Consider the following 17,410-nt stretch of genomic DNA (forward strand, 5'->3'; position numbering starts at 1 on the left):
AATGACGTTTCGCGACCTGCAGCCGTGGCAGTTGACCCTGGCCGACGGTGTGACCGTACGCGGCCGCCGCATCGACCCGGTCGGGGATGCACCGACCCTGTTCTTCTCGCACGGCAACGGCTTCGCCGGCGGGGTGTACGCGACGCTGCTGGCGCGACTGATCGGTCCGTTTGGGCTGATCACCCATGACTTCGAGAACCACGGCGAAAGCGAGGTCACCGGCCATTACCGCGGCAAAGCCACTTTGCTGGCGCAGACCTGCGAGGTGTTCGACACCCTCGCCCCGGCCGGCAACACCGTACTGATGGGCCACAGCCTGGGCGGCGGCATCAGCACCTTGCTCGCAGCCCAGAGGCCTGAGGCCGTCGCCGCGACCGTGTTGCTCGACCCGATTCTGCTGCCGCCGCAATACTGGGTGTTGTCAAACCTCGCGGGCCGGCTGGGCCGCAACCCGATGGCCAACGCCGCGCTGCGACGGCGCACCCAGTGGGTCGACCGCGATGCCCTCGCCACACGCCTGAAAGGCCGCGGCATCTACGCCGGCTGGACCGACGCGGCGTTTGAAGATTTCATCGATCACGCCACGCGGCCGGTGGCCGACGGTCTGGCGCTGATCTGCCCCAGCGCGATAGAGGCTGCCATTTACCGCCAGCCGGTCTATCCGTGGTCGGCGCTGCGGCGCCTTCGGCAGCCCATGCTGATGCTCTACGGCGCCGACAGCTACGGCTTCTTTCCGACCACGGCGCGCCGCGTCGCTGCGGGCGATCGCAAGCGCCAGGTCGAACGCGTGCCCGGCGGGCACTGTTTCATGTTGGAGCAGCCGCAGGACATCGCCGAGCGGATTCGCCGGTTTCTCGACGCCCTGCCGTCAGGGCAGTGCTGAGGCGCTTTGTGACGTGGCCGCAGCGAGCCCAAGCGTGTTGACGGGCCCCAGGCTGCCGGTGGCCGGGGTGAAGGCCTCGGGCGGGCGCAAGAACATCAGCCACACAAAGAAGGCAATGATCAGTCCGCCACCCAAGGTCAGCAGTGCCAGTTCGGCGGTGCGGCGCCAGCCGGGCAGCGTGGTCGTGCTCGGGCGTGACGGCGGCATCACCACCGGGGGCAAGGGCGCCTGTGCCGCGCGGCTGGCGTTGCCCGGCGCGGGCGCTGCGGGCAGCAAAGGGTCGTCAGACGCCGGTTGCGGCCGGCTGCGGGTTGGCGGCGGCTCGTCGGCCGGTGCGCGCTCGGCGGGGTTGACGCCGGTGTACTGCTCCAGTGCCAGCATGAACGCCTCGGCGCTGGGGTATCGGTCTTCGGCTTTGACTGCCAGGGCCTTCAGCAGCACGGCGCGCAAGTTGGCGGGAACGCCAGGCCATGGACCGACCGCCAGCGGGTCGTCACCCATGCGGTCGAGCGCGGTGGGCGGCGCCTGGCCGGTGATCATCCGGTAGAGCGTCGCGGCGGCACCGTAGACGTCGGTCCACGGGCCTTGTGACGAGCGCTTCTGGTACTGCTCCAGCGGCGCATAACCGCCGGACAGCGCCACCGACATGGTTTTCGGGTCGTGTTCGCCAGTGGCTTGGCGGGCGGCGCCGAAGTCGAGCAGGATCGGCCGACCGATGGTCGCCAGATAAATGTTGTTGGGCTTGATGTCGCGGTGAATCAGACCCCGCGCGTGCAGATAACGTAGTCCGTCAAGTATCGGCAGCATCACCGGAATCGCCAGCTCCGGCCCCAGGGTCGGCTGCTTCTGGGTGAGGTAGTCCTCCATGTTCATCCCGTCGTAGTAATCCATGACGAGATACGCCGTGTCGTTGGCGTTGAAGAAGGTGCGCACCCTCACCACGTTGGGGTGATCGAGCTGCGCGACGATGCGCGCCTCACGGACGAACGCCGCTTTGCCGCTTTCGAAACTCTTGCGCTCACCGGACTCCATGACGGTGACATCGGCGCTCTGGGGCACGCGTTCGGCAATCTCTGGCGGCATGAACTCTTTGATCGCCACCCGCTGCTGCAGGTTGATGTCCCAGCCCAGGTAGGTGATGCCAAAACCACCGGGTTTGCCGAGCACGCGCCCAACCCGGTATTGCCCGCCCAGCGTGGTGCCGTAGGGCAGAAACAATTGCGAGCGCGCGGCCGACTCGTCGAAGCGGCAATGCGGGCAGACCGCCGCAGCCTCCTTGAGGCGAAAGCAGGAAGGGCAGTGCTTCTGATAGCTCATGCGAAGGTCAGCCAGGGCGGGTCAATTCAGTGCGCGGACCGGCGCAGCGCAACCGGCGATCAACAGCATGCCCGTAACGCCGCAGCGCTGTCAGGGGGCAGGGTCAATTTGACCTTGGCTGACGCACCAGCCTGAAGCCGGTGTGATGGTCACGGCGCAGCGACGGCAGCAGGTCGCGGGCGCTGCTGCGCAGGGCGTCAGGTCCCTGGTGCCAGGAGCCGCCGCGCACCACGAACGATTGCGCGGCTGCAGCGCCCTCGACGCTTGCACAGAGCGGGCTGACCGCTGCGGTCATCTCGACCGATGAGCAGGTCCATTCGCGCACGTTGCCGGCGGTGTCATGCAGGCCCAGTCTGTTGGCCGGATAGCGGCCCACATTGGCGGCGCGGGTGGTGAACGGCCGACAACCCGCGCAGTTGGCGCGATCGCTCTCCAGGTCGTCCCCCCACCAGTAGGCGCTGCGGGTACCGGCGCGGGCGGCGGCTTCCCACTCGGCCTCGGTGGGCAGGCGGTAGTCATCGCCGCTGACCCGGCTGCGCCACGCGGCGTAAGCCTGCGCGTCGTGCAGGCTTACGCAGACCACCGGCACCCGCTCGGTGCGCGCCACATGGGGCGACGACCAGTCGCCACGGGTGACGCCATCGCAGGGGAAGTTGGCCCATGCCTCGGGGCGGTAGCGTTGATCGGCGACAAATTGGGCAAACGCCTCAACCGTGACCTCAAAGCGTGAAATCTCGAACGTCGCAAGCGGCAGCACCGAGACCGGCACGCCGTCCGTCCCGCCCACGGTTACGGACTGTGCGGGCATTGAGGCCATGGGCAGCGCCACCAGCGCATCGCGGCCGATCGTTGGCACCGGTGCCTGCGGCGTGGTGCGCGGCGTTCCAGTGGCGATGCTGGCCGGAGCCTGCGATGCAGGCGACCCGCCCAGCGCCGGGTCGCCGGGTGTCGGTGGGGTCTCCAGCGTCACCGCAGTCCAGCCGATGGCCACCGCGGCCAGTGCCACCGCCGCCAGCCATGGCAGCAGATTGCCGCCGCCGCCGTTGAACGAAGGGCGGTCAACGGGCTCGGCGCCTGGCGGGCCAGCGTCCGAATCGGGGGCACGGCGCCACAGGGCGGGCGGGACCTCGCCCACCTCACCGGGTGCGGGTGTGGCGTGCCGCCAGGCACGCAGCGCCTCAAGAAAGGCCTCAGCGCTGGCATATCGGTCTTCAGGCTGCACCGCCAGCGCGCGGGTCAGCACGTCGCGCAGTGCGGCCGGCACGTTGCCCCAGTCGGCGCTGTCCAGCGGGTCGCTGTCGAGGCGGTCCAGCGCCAGCGGCGGGGCGTGGCCGGTGGTCATACGGAACAGCGTGGCGGCCAGGCCGTAGACGTCGGTCCACGGGCCTTGCGCGGTGCGCCGTTGGTACTGCTCCAGCGGCGCATAGCCTTCGGTGAGCACCACCGAGATACTGCGCGCGCCTTCGCCGCTGGACCGTCGCGCGGCGCCGAAGTCGAGCAGAATCGGCTTGCCGATTGCCGCCAGATAAAGGTTGTGCGGCTTGATGTCGCGATGCACCACGCCGTGCTGGTGGACGAACGCCAGGCCTTCGAGCACCGGCTCGATGATGCCCACCGCCACCACCGGGTCGAGCACGCTGCTCACGGTGGCGAGGTAGTCGCCCATGCTCAGGCCTTCGTAGTAATCCATCACCAGATACGCCGTGCCGTGGGCGTTGAAGTAACTCAGCACGCGGACGATGTTGGGGTGATCGAGCCCGGCGACGATGCGCGCCTCGCGCAGAAACTGCTCGCGCCCGGCTTCGAAAGTGCCGCGCTCGTCGGTGGTGTGGACGCTGACGGTCAGCCTGTCGGTGTCGCGGTTGGCCAGCTCGCGCGGCAGGTATTCCTTGATGGCCACCCGCTGCTGCAGGTGGACATCCCAGGCCAGGTAGGTGATGCCAAAGCCGCCCGGCCGGCCCAGCACGCGGCCAATGCGATAACGATCTGCCAGCAGCGTGCCGTGGCGCAGAAACATGGCCGAGCGCGGCCGCGACTCGTCGTAGCCGCAGATTGCACACACGGCCTTGCCCGCCTTGTCGGCGAAGCAGCCCGGGCAATGTTTCTGGAAGATGGCGCCGCCCCTGAACGTCGTGGATCGATTGTAGGCGCGCAGCTGGCCGCTCAGGCGCCGCCGGGGCCCGGCGGCGGACCCATCACCCGCTGGGCGACGGTGTCGATGACTTCACTGATGTCGGCATCTTTGGTGCGCGGCGGCCAGATGAAGCGCTGCGGCGCGCGCACGAAGTGGCCCATCACCAGCCACGCCAGGCGCCGGCCCTCGGTGAACTCCACCCGCTGCGAACGCATCGCCACGAACAGCGCCAGCCCAAAGCTCACCGCCAGATTGGTCATGCCGATGATCAGCACGCCCAGCCCCGACCACAGCGCCACCGGCGCGAGCACTGCCCAGTCGAGGCTGACCAGCGCATAGGCGTAGTTGGCGGCGGCAAAGGCGATGTGACGAATGTCCAGCGGCAAGCCGAGGATGAAGCCCAGCGTACCCATCGACCCCAGCATGCAGCCGAAGAAAAAGTTGCCGGCAATGCCGCCCAGGTTGTGGCCGATGTAATCGCCAAGCGCCCGCGCCCGCGCCTTGCCCAGCCAGCGTTGCAGCTTGGGGCGCTGGGCAATGCGCTCGGGAATGCGCGTGTAGGCGGCGCGGTTGTCGAAATAGCCCGAGATCAGCCCCGAGAAGAACAGGCAGATGCCGGCGATGGCGGCGTGGGCGATGGCCGGGCTGCGAAACGGGTCAAGGTCCTCGAGCAGGTGATGGGCCTTGTCGGCCGGTAGAAAGTGGGCGCCGCCGTAGGTCCAGATCAGATAGCCCATCAACGCGGCAGTGACAAAGGCCAGCACCAGGTTGCCGATGATGGCGATGAACTGGCTGCGCAGCGTCGCCACCACCAGATTGGCCAAGCCTTCGAGCCGGTCGGGGTGCGCCTCGGTGCTGCGAATGCTGGCGGCAATCGTGGCCGCAGTCATCGCCGGCTGCTTGGTGGCGACGGTGAAGCCGACCAGGTAAATCACCACGAAGCCGAGGCCATAAATCATGCTGTTGACGAAGGCGGTGACGATGGGCGCGTGCTCGCCAAAGCCGAACAGCAGCTTGGTTCCGGCCATCAGCGCGATGAAAAACCCGGCCCCCAGCGCGGCGCGCAACAGGGCCCAGAACTCGGTACGCGAGTTGGCGATGTACTTCTCGCCCATGCGCCCGGCGCTGCCGGTGACGCGCTGCGCCAGCAACTCGATGTTCTGCGAAAACAGGTCGCCGATGCTGTAGCGGCGGTTCTCGGCAATCACCAGTTCGAAGAACAGCGACACCGCCAGATCGTTGCGCTCGGCCGGCGGGGCTTCGAGCAGCTTCATCAACTGGCTGAAGCGCGCGATGCTCTGTTCCAGCCGCACCAGTTGATAGGTCAGGCTGACGCTGGCGCCAGTCCTGCGCGCCTGCTTGCGAATCTTGCCGATGATTTCGGTGCACTGTTCCAGCAGCACGTCGATCTGGCGGCTGTCGAGCTGCGGGTCGCGTTTGTCGGTGGCGGCCTTGCGCCACTCGTCAACGAAGTGCCGCACCTCGGCGTTCTGGGTCAGAAACGGCGACTCGTGGCGCTCGATGGCCGGGTAGTTGCGCACCAGTTCGGGCTCGAGGCCGATCGAGGTGATGCGATAACTCAGCACCTCGATGGCCGAGACGATCTGCAGGGCCAGCTTGCCCTTGTCGTGGCTGGCGCCGTGGTCGATGTCGATGGCGCGCACCAGGTCCAGCCACGCCTCGGCGCCCGCAGCTTCCATCCACTCGTGATCGTCGCGACGGTCGAACAGCAGGCCCAGCACGTCTTTCAGATAGTCGGTGTTGACCACGTCGGGCAGCACGCGGTGCCAGATGCGCCGCGACAGCGACGACGAGAACCCTTCGCTCGACAGCACGCCCGCGTCGGAAAACAGATGCACGCTGTGCTTTTCGGCCAACAAGGCCAGCAAAGCATTGCGCAGCGCGCGGCGCGCGGTGGTTTCGGTGCGCAGCACCAGCGCCAACTGCGCAAGGCGCAGGCCCGGCAGTTCGGCCTCGCGGCGGGTTGGGCGTATCAGCCGCACCAGCTTGCGCAACTGGCTCAGCCGTTGTTCGCTATCGCCATCGGTGTCGGCCAGCACCATCACGGCGGCCAGCAGCGTGGCGCGCAACTTGACCAATCGGGCGTCGGCGTCGGGTTTGGGGAGCAGCGGCATCAGGGTGACAGGAACAGGCGCAAGGCTTCAGCGGGACGGCATTGTGAGCCAAAGCCCCGCCGCAAGTGCTTGAAAACGTGGGGCGCTCGGTGGATACGCACGACTTGTCCACAGAGTTTGCAATGCTTTAGTCCCAGCTTGAACACAGCATGTAGGGGCCGAGCCGTGAAATAAACACCAGATATTGTGGTTTTGGGCTAGGCAAGTCTTTTTGTCTGTGGTTATATCGGGGATCGGGGCTGGCCTTGCGCCAGCCCCTCGTCGTCGACCTGCACCACACCAATTCGAGGGGACCGGCATGGACACTGCCAACATTCAAACCCGCAACACCGAGCGCGCTGCCCAGCCGCCCCAGAACACCCACAACACGCTTGATGTCGCGGCCACCGCGCCCGGCGCGATTCGCGTGATCCGCCGCAACGGCAAGGTCACCGGCTTTGACGCCGCCAAGATCAACATTGCGCTGACCAAGGCCTTCCTCGCCGTCGAAGGCGGCCCGGCCGCCGCCAGCGCCCGCGTGCGGGATCTGGTCAAGGACATCACCGAGCAGGTGGTGCAGGCCCTGACCCGTCACCTGAGCGGCGGCGGCACCCTGCACATTGAAGACATTCAAGACAAGGTCGAACTCGGCCTGATGCGCGCCGGCGAGCACAAGGTCGCCCGCGCCTACGTCATCTACCGTGACGAGCAGGCCAAGAAGCGCGCTGCCGAAGTTGCCGCCGTGCCCGCCGCCGCTGGTCCGCAAATTCACGTCAAGCGCGACGATGGTGCCGTGGTGCCACTGGACGTGGCGCGCATCCGCACCGTGGTCACCGAAGCCTGTGCCGGCCTGTCGGGCACGGCGGTTGAAGAGGTGGTCACTGCCGCGTTGCGCGATCTGTACGACGGCATCAGCGAAGCCGAACTCAGCCAGGCGCTGACCCTGGCCGCCCGCGCCCGCATCGAGAAAGAGCCCAACTACACCTACGCCTCGGCGCGGCTGCTGCTGGACGCCATGCGCCACGAAGCGCTGAAGTTTCTCGACCTGCCGGACAGCCGCCCCACCTTCGAAGAAATGAAGCCGGCCTACCCCGAGTACTTCCGCGCCTTCATCCACAAGGCGGTGGATCTGGAACTGCTGGACCCCAAACTGGCGCTCTACGACCTGGACGCGCTGGGCAAGGCGCTGCTGGCCGACCGTGACGCGCAGTTCGACTACCTGGGCCTGCAAACCCTGTACGACCGTTACTTCATCCACAGCAACAAGACCCGCTTCGAGCTGCCGCAGGCGTTCTTCATGCGCGTGGCCATGGGTCTGGCGATGAACGAAGTGGAACGCGAAGCCCGCGCCATCGAGTTCTACCAGCTGCTGTCGAGCTTCGACTTCATGAGCAGCACGCCCACCCTGTTCAACAGCGGCACGCTGCGCCCGCAGTTGTCGAGCTGCTACCTGACGCAGGTGCCGGATGACCTTGACGGCATCTTCGGCGCCATCAAGGACAACGCCCTGCTCTCCAAATTTGCCGGCGGTCTGGGCAATGACTGGACCTCGGTGCGCGGCATGGGCGGCTACATCAAGGGCACCAATGGCAAGTCCAATGGCGTCGTGCCGTTCCTGAAAGTGGCCAACGACACCGCCGTGGCGGTGAACCAGGGCGGCAAGCGCAAGGGCGCGGTCTGCGGGTACCTGGAAACCTGGCACCGCGACATCGAAGAATTCCTGGAACTGCGCAAGAACACCGGCGATGACCGTCGCCGCACGCACGACATGAACACCGCCAACTGGGTGCCGGATCTGTTCATGAAGCGCGTCATGGAAGACGCGCCCTGGACCCTGTTCAGCCCGGAAGAAACGCCCGACCTGCACGATCTGATCGGCAGCGCCTTCGAGGCCCGTTACGCCCAGTACGAAAAGCTCGCCGACGAAGGCCGCATCAAGAACTTCAAGCGTCTGCCCGCCCTGCAGCTGTGGCGCAAGATGCTGTCGATGCTGTTCGAAACCGGCCACCCTTGGGTGACCTTCAAAGACCCCTGCAACCTGCGCAGCCCGCAGCAGCACGTGGGCGTGGTGCACAGCTCCAATCTCTGCACCGAGATCACCCTGAACACCAAGGCCGGTCAGGAAATTGCCGTGTGCAACCTGGGCTCGGTGAACCTGCCGCGCCACATCGAAAACGGCGTGCTGAATCTCGAAAAGCTCGAGAAGACCGTCACCACCGCCATGCGCATGCTGGATAACGTCATCGAGTACAACTACTACTCGGTGGCCACGGCGCGTAACTCCAACCTGCGCCACCGTCCGGTGGGCATGGGCCTGATGGGCTTCAACGGAGCGCTCTACAAACTGCGCCTCGCCTATGAATCGGACGACGCCATCCAGTTTGCCGACGATTCCATGGAAGCCATCAGCTACTTCGCCATCAAGGCGTCGAGTGGTTTGGCGGCCGAGCGCGGCAAGTACCCGAGCTTTGAGGGTTCGCTGTGGAGCCAGGGCATTCTGCCCATCGACTCCATCCGACTGCTGCGCGAAAGCCGCGGCCAGTACCTGACGCAGGACGAATCACAGTCCGGCCGGTTTGACTGGAATGCCCTGCGCGAACAGGTCAAAACCGTGGGCATGCGCAACTCCAACACGATGGCCATTGCCCCCACCGCCACCATCGCCAACATCACCGGCGTGAGCCAGTCCATCGAACCCACGTACCAGAACCTGTACGTCAAATCGAACCTGTCGGGTGAGTTCACCGTGGTCAACGAATACCTGGTGAACGAGCTGAAGGCGCTGGACCTGTGGGACGAAGTCATGGCCCACGACCTGAAGTACTACGACGGCTCGGTGCAAACCATCGACCGCGTGCCGAGTGAGATCAAGGCGCTTTACAAGTGCGCCTTCGAAATCGACGCCAAGCGCCTGGTGGATGCCGGCAGCCGCCGCCAGAAATGGATCGACCAGGCCCAGAGCCTCAACCTGTACATGAGCCAGCCCAACGGCAAGAAGCTGGATGAGCTGTACAAGCACGCCTGGGTGTCGGGGCTGAAAACCACCTACTACCTCCGCACCATGGGCGCCACGCACAGCGAGAAGTCCACCATCAGCGATGGCCGCCTCAACAGCGTGGGCCAGGGTGCCAGCGGCGGAGTCGGTGCGGTAAGCGCCAAGCCCGCGAGCACCCCGCCCCCCGCCGTCGTCATGGCCCCCGCCAGCGACATTGGCAGCGCCAAGGTCTGCTCGATTCTCGATCCCGACTGCGAAGCCTGCCAGTAAGGCGCGCGGATAAACCTACAGAAAAGCTTTAACGCAAAGGCGCAAAGGACAAAAGAAAGGACGCAAAGTCAAAACACAAGGTGAAGCACATCGTTCTTCTTTTCTGCTTTTCCTTTGCGTCCTTGTTGTACCCCTTCGCGCCTTTGCGTTGAACGCTGTAAACACCAGATTTGGAGATTCACATGCTTGATTGGGACGACACCCCCGCCACCCGCACCCAGCCCGCTTCGGCGACTGCCAAGCCGCCGCATGCGCCCGTTGCCGACGTGGCCGGCGCCAGCGGCCTTGAAGACGTGCAAATGGGCGCCCGCCGCATCCAGGTCGATGACAAGAAAATCATCAACTGCCGCGCCGACCTCAACCAGCTCGTGCCCTTCAAATACAAGTGGGCATGGGACAAGTACCTGAGCGCGTGCAACAACCACTGGATGCCGCAAGAAGTGAACATGAGCGCCGACATCGCGCTCTGGCAAGACCCCAACGGCCTGACCGACGACGAGCGCATGATCATCAAGCGCAGCCTCGGCTTCTTCAGCACCGCGGACTCACTGGTCGCCAACAACCTGGTGCTGGCTGTGTACCGCCACCTCACCAACCCCGAGTGCCGCCAGTACCTGCTGCGCCAGGCGTTTGAAGAGGCCATCCACACCCACGCCTACCAGTACTGCATCGAAAGCCTGGGCCTGGACGAAGCCGAAGTCTTCAACATGTACCGCGAAGTGCCGTCGATTCACGACAAGGCCGCGTGGGCGCTGCCATACACCCAGAGCCTGGCCGACCAGGAATTCCACACCGGCACGCCCGAAAACGACCAGCGCTTCCTGCGCGACATGATCGCCTTCTATGTCGTGTTCGAAGGCATCTTCTTCTACGTCGGCTTCGTGCAACTGCTCAGCTTCGGCCGCCGCAACAAAATGGTCGGCACCAGCGAACAGATCCAATACATCATGCGCGACGAGTCCATGCACATGAACTTCGGCATCGACGTGATCAACCAGATCAAGGTCGAAAACCCGCACCTGTGGACACCCGAGTTCCAGAGAGAAATCGCCGGCATGTTGCGCGAAGCCACCGAGCTGGAAATCAAGTACGCCCACGACACCATGCCCCGCGGCGTGCTGGGCCTGAACGCCAGCATGTTCAATGAGTACATGAAATTCATCGCCAACCGCCGCTGCGCCCAGATCGGCATCGCGCCGCTCTACCCGGCCGCTGAAAACCCCTTCCCCTGGATGAGCGAGGTGATGGACCTCAAGAAGGAGAAGAATTTCTTCGAGACGCGGGTGACCGAGTATCAGACGGGTGGGGCTTTGAGTTGGGATTGAGTTAATCCAAGCTCACCCTTCGCATTTCGGAGGCATGATATGAAATACAATCGAGACCGTAATCAGCAGATAATTGCCGATAGGCAACGATTGCGGAATCCATATGCACACCTTGATGCGAATGGCAAGCTTGATGCCGTAATGGCCTTGGACGTATGGGCGTCGCAAAATCCTTATGCCAGCCTCGCAATAAATGGAGTACCGCAACCATTAGCATCATTAAATAGTCGGACGAATTTAATCGATGCGCAGGCGCTGTTTATAAGCACTCAGCGAAGGGATATCGAAGAAAGCGCCAATCGGCTATTGCGATATCGTTGGGAGCAGCACGGAGGCAAAGGTGTAGACCCGATTCTCATGATCAATGTGAAAGCAGCGGCGGAAGCCCTGGGAATATCCTTAATAGAGGTAGACCCAATGGGCCTGATAACTACCGAGGCTGGGGAGGCTGAAATAGCCGCGACTCTTGACAGGCATCAGAAAACGATTCGCATTTCAACAAGGCCAGACAAACGAACTCAGAACTTCACGGCGGCTCATGAGCTTGGTCACTGGATTCTCCATCGCGATCAGATTCAGTATCACCGTGACCTCCCGGTTATCGATAGCAGAACGAGAAGCCATAGCCCAATCGAACGGCAAGCCAATTGGTTCGCTGTGGCCTTTTTAATGCCCAGCAGACTGGTGAAGCGAAAGTTTAGGGAGCGCTTCGGCGAGAATATTCCATTCAAACTATCAACTGACAATGCTGTCGGCTTGACTCGAAGCAGCTATGTCCAGCTCCTTCGTAAAACGCCCTCAATTGAGGAGTTGGCCTTTATTATGGCCAAGGCTGAATTTTTCCACGGAGATCGGTTTATCTCTTTGGCCGATGAATTTAATGTCAATGTTAGTGCAATGGCATATCGATTGATCGAGTTAAAATTAATGAAGGCTTCCTAATGGAGGCTGTACAAAAGTTTCATTTAAAATCTCAAGTCAGATTATTGGAGTCGACTGCGGCCTCGTTATCAAGCTAACGTATAGCCCGAACATTTAATTGGTTCTTGGGAAGTTCAGATAAATTCTATGCGCACGGGTAACTGGACCAAAGATCAGCTGAAGCTCGCGTTCCATTTGTACTGTCAGCTTCCGTTCGGACGCCTCCACAATAGAAACCCAGAGGTGATTGAGTTGGCCAAACTCATCGGCCGCACTCCCTCCGCAGTGGCAATGAAGCTGGTCAACTTAGCTTCGCTTGATCCTTCAATTGTGAGCACCGGGCGCTCAGGTCTGGGAAATGCATCTTCTCTGGATAGGGAAGTTTGGGCTGAGTTCGATGCTGACTGGGAAGGGCTTGCGGTGGAATGCCAACGTTTGCGTTTAGAACGTGGTGCTTCTGCGCCAGTTGTTTTGGCTGACCCGGATGATGATCCCATCGGCGCCTTCACAGGCGAGACCAAGGCGGTGCTCACCGAGAGGCGAGTCAAGCAGTCGTTCTTTAGGCGAGCAGTGCTCAGCGGATACCGGGGGCGTTGCTGCATTAGCGGAGTCTCGGTTCCCCAACTGCTGGTCGCCAGTCACATCGTGCCGTGGAGCCAAGACAAAGCGAACCGGCTAAACCCTCGCAACGGCCTTTGTCTGTCAGCGATTCACGACCGAGCCTTTGATCAGGGGTTGATCGGGTTGACCGATGACTTCCGCTTGATTGTCTCGACCGTAATCAAGAAGAAGGGTGATCCGTTCTTGAGCACCGTGCTGGTCGCCGAGGAAGGTAAGAAGATTGAGCTGCCCGAGCGCTTTTTACCGAGCGTTGAGTTCATTCAGAAACATCGAAAAGACGTCATGCAGACCTATGACTGACGCTCCATCTCTGCAAGGAATACCAGCGGGTTGCGTAGATATGCTGTTGATCTGTGAGGACATATTCGACCGCCGCTTCAAGCCCATGAAGCACCCGGAAGCGTGCCATGAGGTATGGGGTGGATTGGGCATCGAAACATATGGCGATGATTGGGCGTTGGTTAAGCGGCTGGACCCCGAGCGGATCTGGACTGTTGTCGACAGCGATGAGGACTATCGTCAGTGGATTCTTCCGGGCATTCATCACGTGAACCGGGTGGTCTACCTCTACACGCGACATCGACACTATTTCGCGCCGATCGAAGTTGAAGTTGAGGACTTATCCTCGAGCAGCGACACACCCGATCTTCTGCTGCAAGCCAAGGATGTGGACCGCCTACTTCGACGAACAAGACGTGCTTGCCGCTGAAGTAGAAATAAACATTCTGCAAAGACGTCGTGTGGAGGTATTCCGCCCCAATCCGCCCCAATCCGTGCCACTCGCTAGTCCCAGGTCCCAACGAGACGGACGTGCCGTACGCGTGCCGAAATGGGGGGCTACGGCAGCGCCGCCGTCGAGTGCGTTCCTACCCGCCCGATTCCCAAGAACAGGGACGCAACAAGTCCGCCGAATAGTATTGAGTCTGCTTCAGATAACCCTGCAGCCTGACGCCGGTGTGGTCGGTCACCGTTGTGCACGCACCGTAGATCTCGGGCGCGCCTTGTCGCCCCAATGCGCTGGGCGTGAAGACGGCCAGGTTGCAGTTCTGGCTGCGCGTGGCATCAGGCACCAGAGCACTGGGAAACCGTATGGCGTCAGCGCCGGCAGCGCGTACTTGCGTGCCGAAGGGTTGGCTGTGCCCCCACGACTGCGGGTCAACAAATAGATCGACGTCGGGGTGGGCTGAAATATCGACGAGGCGATCCGTCGAGAGCTTCGCGCGGATCACCGTGAACTCGCGCCGTATGGGAGACGGTGGCGGCACCGCCATGTCCTGAAAGAACTTGAAGCTGTAAAACGCCGCTTCGGCCTCAAGTGCCGTCAGGGTTTCGCTGGCGTAGAAGATGCCGCGTTCATGCCGCCTTCCGAACCGGCTGCCGTAGGGCAGCGGTGGGTAGCGAAACGGCGAGCGCATTAACCAATGGAGCCCCTGCGCATCGCCGATTGGCGGCTTGCTGTCCTCCAACAGTTCTTCGAGCCGGACCTGGTCGGCCTGACTGTCGACGAGTTCGCTGGTGGTGATCTGGCTTTGCCGTTCCACATACCGCAGAACAGGCCCCTTGTAGCGTTGCCAATCCATCAGACCTTCGCGCGTGAGGCGTCGAGGTACTGCACGGTCTGGACCAGGCCGGGCACGGTTTTCATCAGGTCTTTGGGAACGCCTTGCAGTCCGCGGTTTTCGGTTCTGACCCAGTGCGCCATGTTGGCGGTGTCCTGCCCCATGATTGCCGCGAGAGAACGCGTCGCGCGCAGCAACAGCATGCATATTTCCAGTTGTTTCCCCGTCAAAGCAGCGTTTTTGCGGGAGAACATCTCGCGACGTACGCCGATGATCTCGCCGAGATCCTGATGGGTCAGCCCCAGATTCACCGCAGCACGCCGGGTCGCTTCCTGAAGGATGCGCTGGTCATCCGCTGTGGGGGCCTTTGTTGCGACTTGGGTCATGGCCGTCTCCGCGCTATGTCTAGACGCACATAGTTATCATAAATGTGCGATCAGGCACAGCAAGGACACCTTCGCTCCAGCGTCATTCGCCCGATGCGGCAGCACGCGCCAGCGCACGAAGGGTTGACCACACGCGGTTGTCAGCCTCCACCCGCTGCCAGAACTGCGTCGCCGCCGAACGTGCCGACGACCATTGCGACACGGCGAACGGCGGCGGCGCGGGTGTTCGCCACTCCGGTGCGTTGACGGCCCCGTCTGCGGCGGGGGCGTAGCGCATGGGCAGCATGTCGTAGGCCGGTGCGAGGCCAAAGCTGCGTCCGCCGTCGTGAAACAGCGACAGGTTGCCGAAGTGCATGTCGGTATTGGCAATGCAGGTACCGAAGGCCTGCAGCCATGCGATGTGGTCGGCGTCTTGCCGTGACAGGCGGCGAAGGCCGACCAGTGCACGCGCGGTGTGGGACCAGTCCTTGCGCTGGCCGACGAACTGGTCGTCCACTGAGCCGAGCGAGATCAGGCCCTGGCGGCCTCGGGCGCCCATGCGGTCGAAGCGCGTCACCTCCAGAAACAGTCGACCCCCCACCTCCAGCAGGCTGCTTTCGGCGGCGGGGACGCCAGCTTCGGCAACGGTTTGCAACGCCAGGTGTTCGCAGATGAGCAGGTCAGCCCAGCGTCGGCCTACCGCTGTCGTCAGCGCGCCGGAGAACTTCACCAATACGTGGCGAGTGCCGTTTCGGTCATTGATTTGTGTGGTGAACTTGGGTTGCTCGCCACCCGCCGAGCTGCCGGGCAGCTCACCGGCCAGTGCCTGCTCGGCCAGTCGTGGGTACCGCGTCTTGCGGTCGGCAGAATCAATGACGTCATCATGTTGCGTCTGCGCCCACCGGGCGAAGGCGTCCTCTCCCACGATCAGGTTGCCGGCTAAATCGTCGCCCCGGCGGGCGATGGCGATCAGTGCGTGGTCGTCGTTCCAATCGGTCAGTCGTGCAGGCAGGCCCAGCGCGTCATGACGACGAACGAAGCTGCAGCCAATGAAGCCCTGCGGTCGCATGTCATTGAGAAACCAGGGCAGGCCGGGATAAATCTCAGTGTGCCGCTGCTCGCGATCCTCGAAGACCATGCCGCCATAAATGGGCGACAACAGGCCGATTTCTTGCGCGTCACCGTTGGCATTCACGCGATACACCGGCAGGTCGGGTGCCAGACCTGGTATCGGCCGCCGACGCGCGTATTGAGTGGCACGGGCGCGCCCCACAATCAGCACCTCGGCCGCATTTCCGGCCACCAGCCGAGAGATGGCCGGCTGGCTCAGGCCAAGCCGCGCCTGCAGCGCATCGCTGCGAGCGGGGCCAGCGGTCAGCAGTTGGATCAAGTTGGGATCGGACATCTGATGACGTGTTCGAATCGATATGTGAATAGATAAGTGGATAGATACTACGGCATAAGTAATTGTTTATGCATGGAGTGATCGCGCAGAGACGTCTAGAACGAAATAGATAAAAGCATAGATACACTTCTACTGCTGTCGCCGTATCTCGCGACCAACTGACATCATCGCTGCACCACTTCAAGGACCTCACCATGAACGCCTCCCCGCTGGTTCCTCCGCTGCTGGCCTTGGTGGCGCTCACGGCAGTGGCGTGGGTGGCGATGGTGGTGCAGCGTCTGAGCGCGCAAAAGCGCTTGCGCTTGCCGATAGATGCGTTTGCAACGCGTGCCTCAACCAGCGCCGCGTTTGGCCCTACCGAGAAGGCGGCCGACCATTGCTTGAATCTGTTTGAAGCGCCGGTGCTGTTTACGCACTGGTGGCCGTGTCGTTGGCGACCGAGGTGGTGACGCCGTTGCTGGTCACACCGGCCCAACGCCACAAACCAAAACGGCCCCATTGATGGGGCCGTTGGGTGCGGCGCGGGGACGGTTTACACCGGGTCCCAGGTGAACACGTCGCCCGAGCGTTGCAGCGCGTAGAAGTCGTTCTCAAACTGCGGAAACACGCGGTCAACGACGGACTGCGGCGTCCAGCCTTCGGCGGTGTGCGCGGTGCGGATGGGGCGCGGCTGGCTGAACAGGTAGATCTCGTTGTTGCGCACGCCGAAGATCTGCCCGCTCACATGTTTGGCGCCATCGCTGGCCAGCGCGGCGACGAAGGGCGCGATCTTTTCCGGGATCAGTTTTTTCAGTCCTTCGACGCGCTTTTTCTGCTCGGGCGTTTCGTCGGGAATCGAGCTGACCATGCGCGTCCAGGCAAACGGTGCCACCGCGTTGGAGCGCACGCCGAACTTCTGCATGTCGAGGGCAATGGCCTTGCTCATGCCGACGATGCCCAGCTTGGCGGCGCAGTAATTCACCTGGCCAAAGTTGCCGATCAGCCCCGAGGTGCTGGTCATGTGAATCAGGCTGCCCGAGCCCTGCGCCTTGAGGTGCGGCGCGGCGGCGCGGCTGGTGTTGAAGCTGCCCTTGAGGTGCACGGCAATCACCGCGTCGAACTCTTCCTCGCTCATGCGGTGGAAGATCACGTCGCGCAGGTTGCCAGCGTTGTTGACCACCGAGTCGATGCGGCCAAAGGTGCTGATGGCGGTCTCGACCATCGCCTGCGCGGCGTCAAAGTCGGCCACGGAATGCGTGTCGGCCACGGCGTCGCCGCCCATGGCCTTGATTTCGGCGACCACGCTTTCGGCCGGCGTTTCGCCGCTGCTGTCGCCGGTCAGGCTCACGCCCAGGTCGTTGACGACAATTTTGGCGCCTTCGGCCGCCATGGCCAGCGCGATGCCACGACCGATGCCGCGACCGGCGCCGGTGACGATGACGACCTTGCCGTTCAGCAGGCCATTGGGGGTTGAATCGCTCATATTGAAGTCCTTGTTGATCGAATGAAGGGGCGGCGCGGC

The 17,410-nt window shown here is 62.9% G+C and carries 14 protein-coding genes; 7 read left to right on the forward strand and 7 right to left on the reverse strand.

Annotated features, from left to right (window positions below; all coding sequences use genetic code 11):
- The first annotated feature begins 1 nt into the window (after position 1).
- A complete protein-coding gene (locus tag U741_RS0103440; protein WP_052378448.1) occupies positions 2-883 on the forward strand; it encodes an alpha/beta fold hydrolase in 882 nt (293 codons plus the stop codon).
- On the opposite strand, the gene U741_RS18175 is transcribed toward U741_RS0103440, so the two are convergent.
- The 3 genes from U741_RS18175 to U741_RS0103460 form a co-directional block, all read right to left on the reverse strand.
- Positions 869-2,200: a serine/threonine protein kinase gene (locus U741_RS18175; protein ID WP_052378449.1), complete on the reverse strand. Its 1,332-nt coding sequence runs from the start codon at positions 2,198-2,200 to the stop codon at positions 869-871. The genes U741_RS0103440 and U741_RS18175 overlap by 15 nt on opposite strands.
- 103 nt (positions 2,201-2,303) lie before the next feature.
- Positions 2,304-4,262, reverse strand: coding sequence for a bifunctional serine/threonine-protein kinase/formylglycine-generating enzyme family protein (locus U741_RS18180; RefSeq protein WP_052378450.1), 1,959 nt, complete (start codon positions 4,260-4,262; stop codon positions 2,304-2,306).
- Between the two features lie 101 nt (positions 4,263-4,363).
- Positions 4,364-6,469 (reverse strand): site-specific recombinase, encoded by a 2,106-nt coding sequence (locus tag U741_RS0103460; protein WP_052378451.1) that lies wholly within the window; start codon positions 6,467-6,469, stop codon positions 4,364-4,366.
- Positions 6,470-6,767: 298 nt separating this feature from the next.
- Here U741_RS0103460 and U741_RS0103465 point away from each other — a divergent pair, with 298 nt between their 5' ends.
- From U741_RS0103465 to U741_RS0103485, 5 genes are all read left to right on the forward strand, one after another.
- Positions 6,768-9,713: a ribonucleoside-diphosphate reductase subunit alpha gene (locus tag U741_RS0103465; protein ID WP_052378452.1), complete on the forward strand. Its 2,946-nt coding sequence runs from the start codon at positions 6,768-6,770 to the stop codon at positions 9,711-9,713.
- A gap of 182 nt (positions 9,714-9,895) precedes the next feature.
- Positions 9,896-11,038 (forward strand): ribonucleotide-diphosphate reductase subunit beta, encoded by a 1,143-nt coding sequence (locus U741_RS0103470; RefSeq protein ID WP_029889101.1) that lies wholly within the window; start codon positions 9,896-9,898, stop codon positions 11,036-11,038.
- 39 nt (positions 11,039-11,077) lie between these two features.
- Complete coding sequence (locus tag U741_RS18825; RefSeq protein WP_084154633.1) at positions 11,078-11,980, forward strand: ImmA/IrrE family metallo-endopeptidase; 903 nt, start codon at positions 11,078-11,080, stop codon at positions 11,978-11,980.
- A gap of 222 nt (positions 11,981-12,202) precedes the next feature.
- The gene (locus tag U741_RS0103480; protein WP_366504025.1) at positions 12,203-12,880 is read left to right on the forward strand and encodes an HNH endonuclease; all 678 of its coding nucleotides are present in this window, start codon (positions 12,203-12,205) and stop codon (positions 12,878-12,880) included.
- Between the two features lie 40 nt (positions 12,881-12,920).
- Entirely contained in the window at positions 12,921-13,289 is a 369-nt protein-coding gene (locus U741_RS0103485; RefSeq protein ID WP_052378454.1) for a hypothetical protein, read from the forward strand.
- Positions 13,290-13,446: 157 nt separating this feature from the next.
- Here U741_RS0103485 and U741_RS0103490 read toward each other — a convergent pair whose 3' ends face one another.
- From U741_RS0103490 to yjjJ, 3 genes are all read right to left on the reverse strand, one after another.
- A complete protein-coding gene (locus U741_RS0103490; RefSeq protein ID WP_052378455.1) occupies positions 13,447-14,160 on the reverse strand; it encodes an RES family NAD+ phosphorylase in 714 nt (237 codons plus the stop codon).
- Positions 14,160-14,525, reverse strand: coding sequence for an antitoxin Xre/MbcA/ParS toxin-binding domain-containing protein (locus U741_RS0103495; RefSeq protein ID WP_029889106.1), 366 nt, complete (start codon positions 14,523-14,525; stop codon positions 14,160-14,162). Before U741_RS0103495 ends, U741_RS0103490 begins: the two co-directional genes overlap by 1 nt.
- Before the next feature lie 82 nt (positions 14,526-14,607).
- Positions 14,608-15,909 (reverse strand): type II toxin-antitoxin system HipA family toxin YjjJ, encoded by a 1,302-nt coding sequence (gene yjjJ / locus U741_RS0103500; RefSeq protein ID WP_029889107.1) that lies wholly within the window; start codon positions 15,907-15,909, stop codon positions 14,608-14,610.
- A gap of 194 nt (positions 15,910-16,103) precedes the next feature.
- On the opposite strand from yjjJ, the gene U741_RS0103505 reads away from it, so the two are divergent.
- On the forward strand, positions 16,104-16,358 hold the full coding sequence (locus tag U741_RS0103505; protein WP_029889108.1) for a hypothetical protein: 255 nt from the start codon (positions 16,104-16,106) through the stop codon (positions 16,356-16,358).
- Between the two features lie 83 nt (positions 16,359-16,441).
- Here the strand turns inward: U741_RS0103505 and U741_RS0103510 are convergent, their stop codons facing one another.
- A complete protein-coding gene (locus tag U741_RS0103510; protein WP_029889109.1) occupies positions 16,442-17,371 on the reverse strand; it encodes an SDR family NAD(P)-dependent oxidoreductase in 930 nt (309 codons plus the stop codon).
- Positions 17,372-17,410: the final 39 nt, after the last annotated feature.

Source organism: Polycyclovorans algicola TG408 (genome assembly GCF_000711245.1).
GTDB classification, from domain to species: Bacteria; Pseudomonadota; Gammaproteobacteria; order Nevskiales; family Nevskiaceae; genus Polycyclovorans; species Polycyclovorans algicola.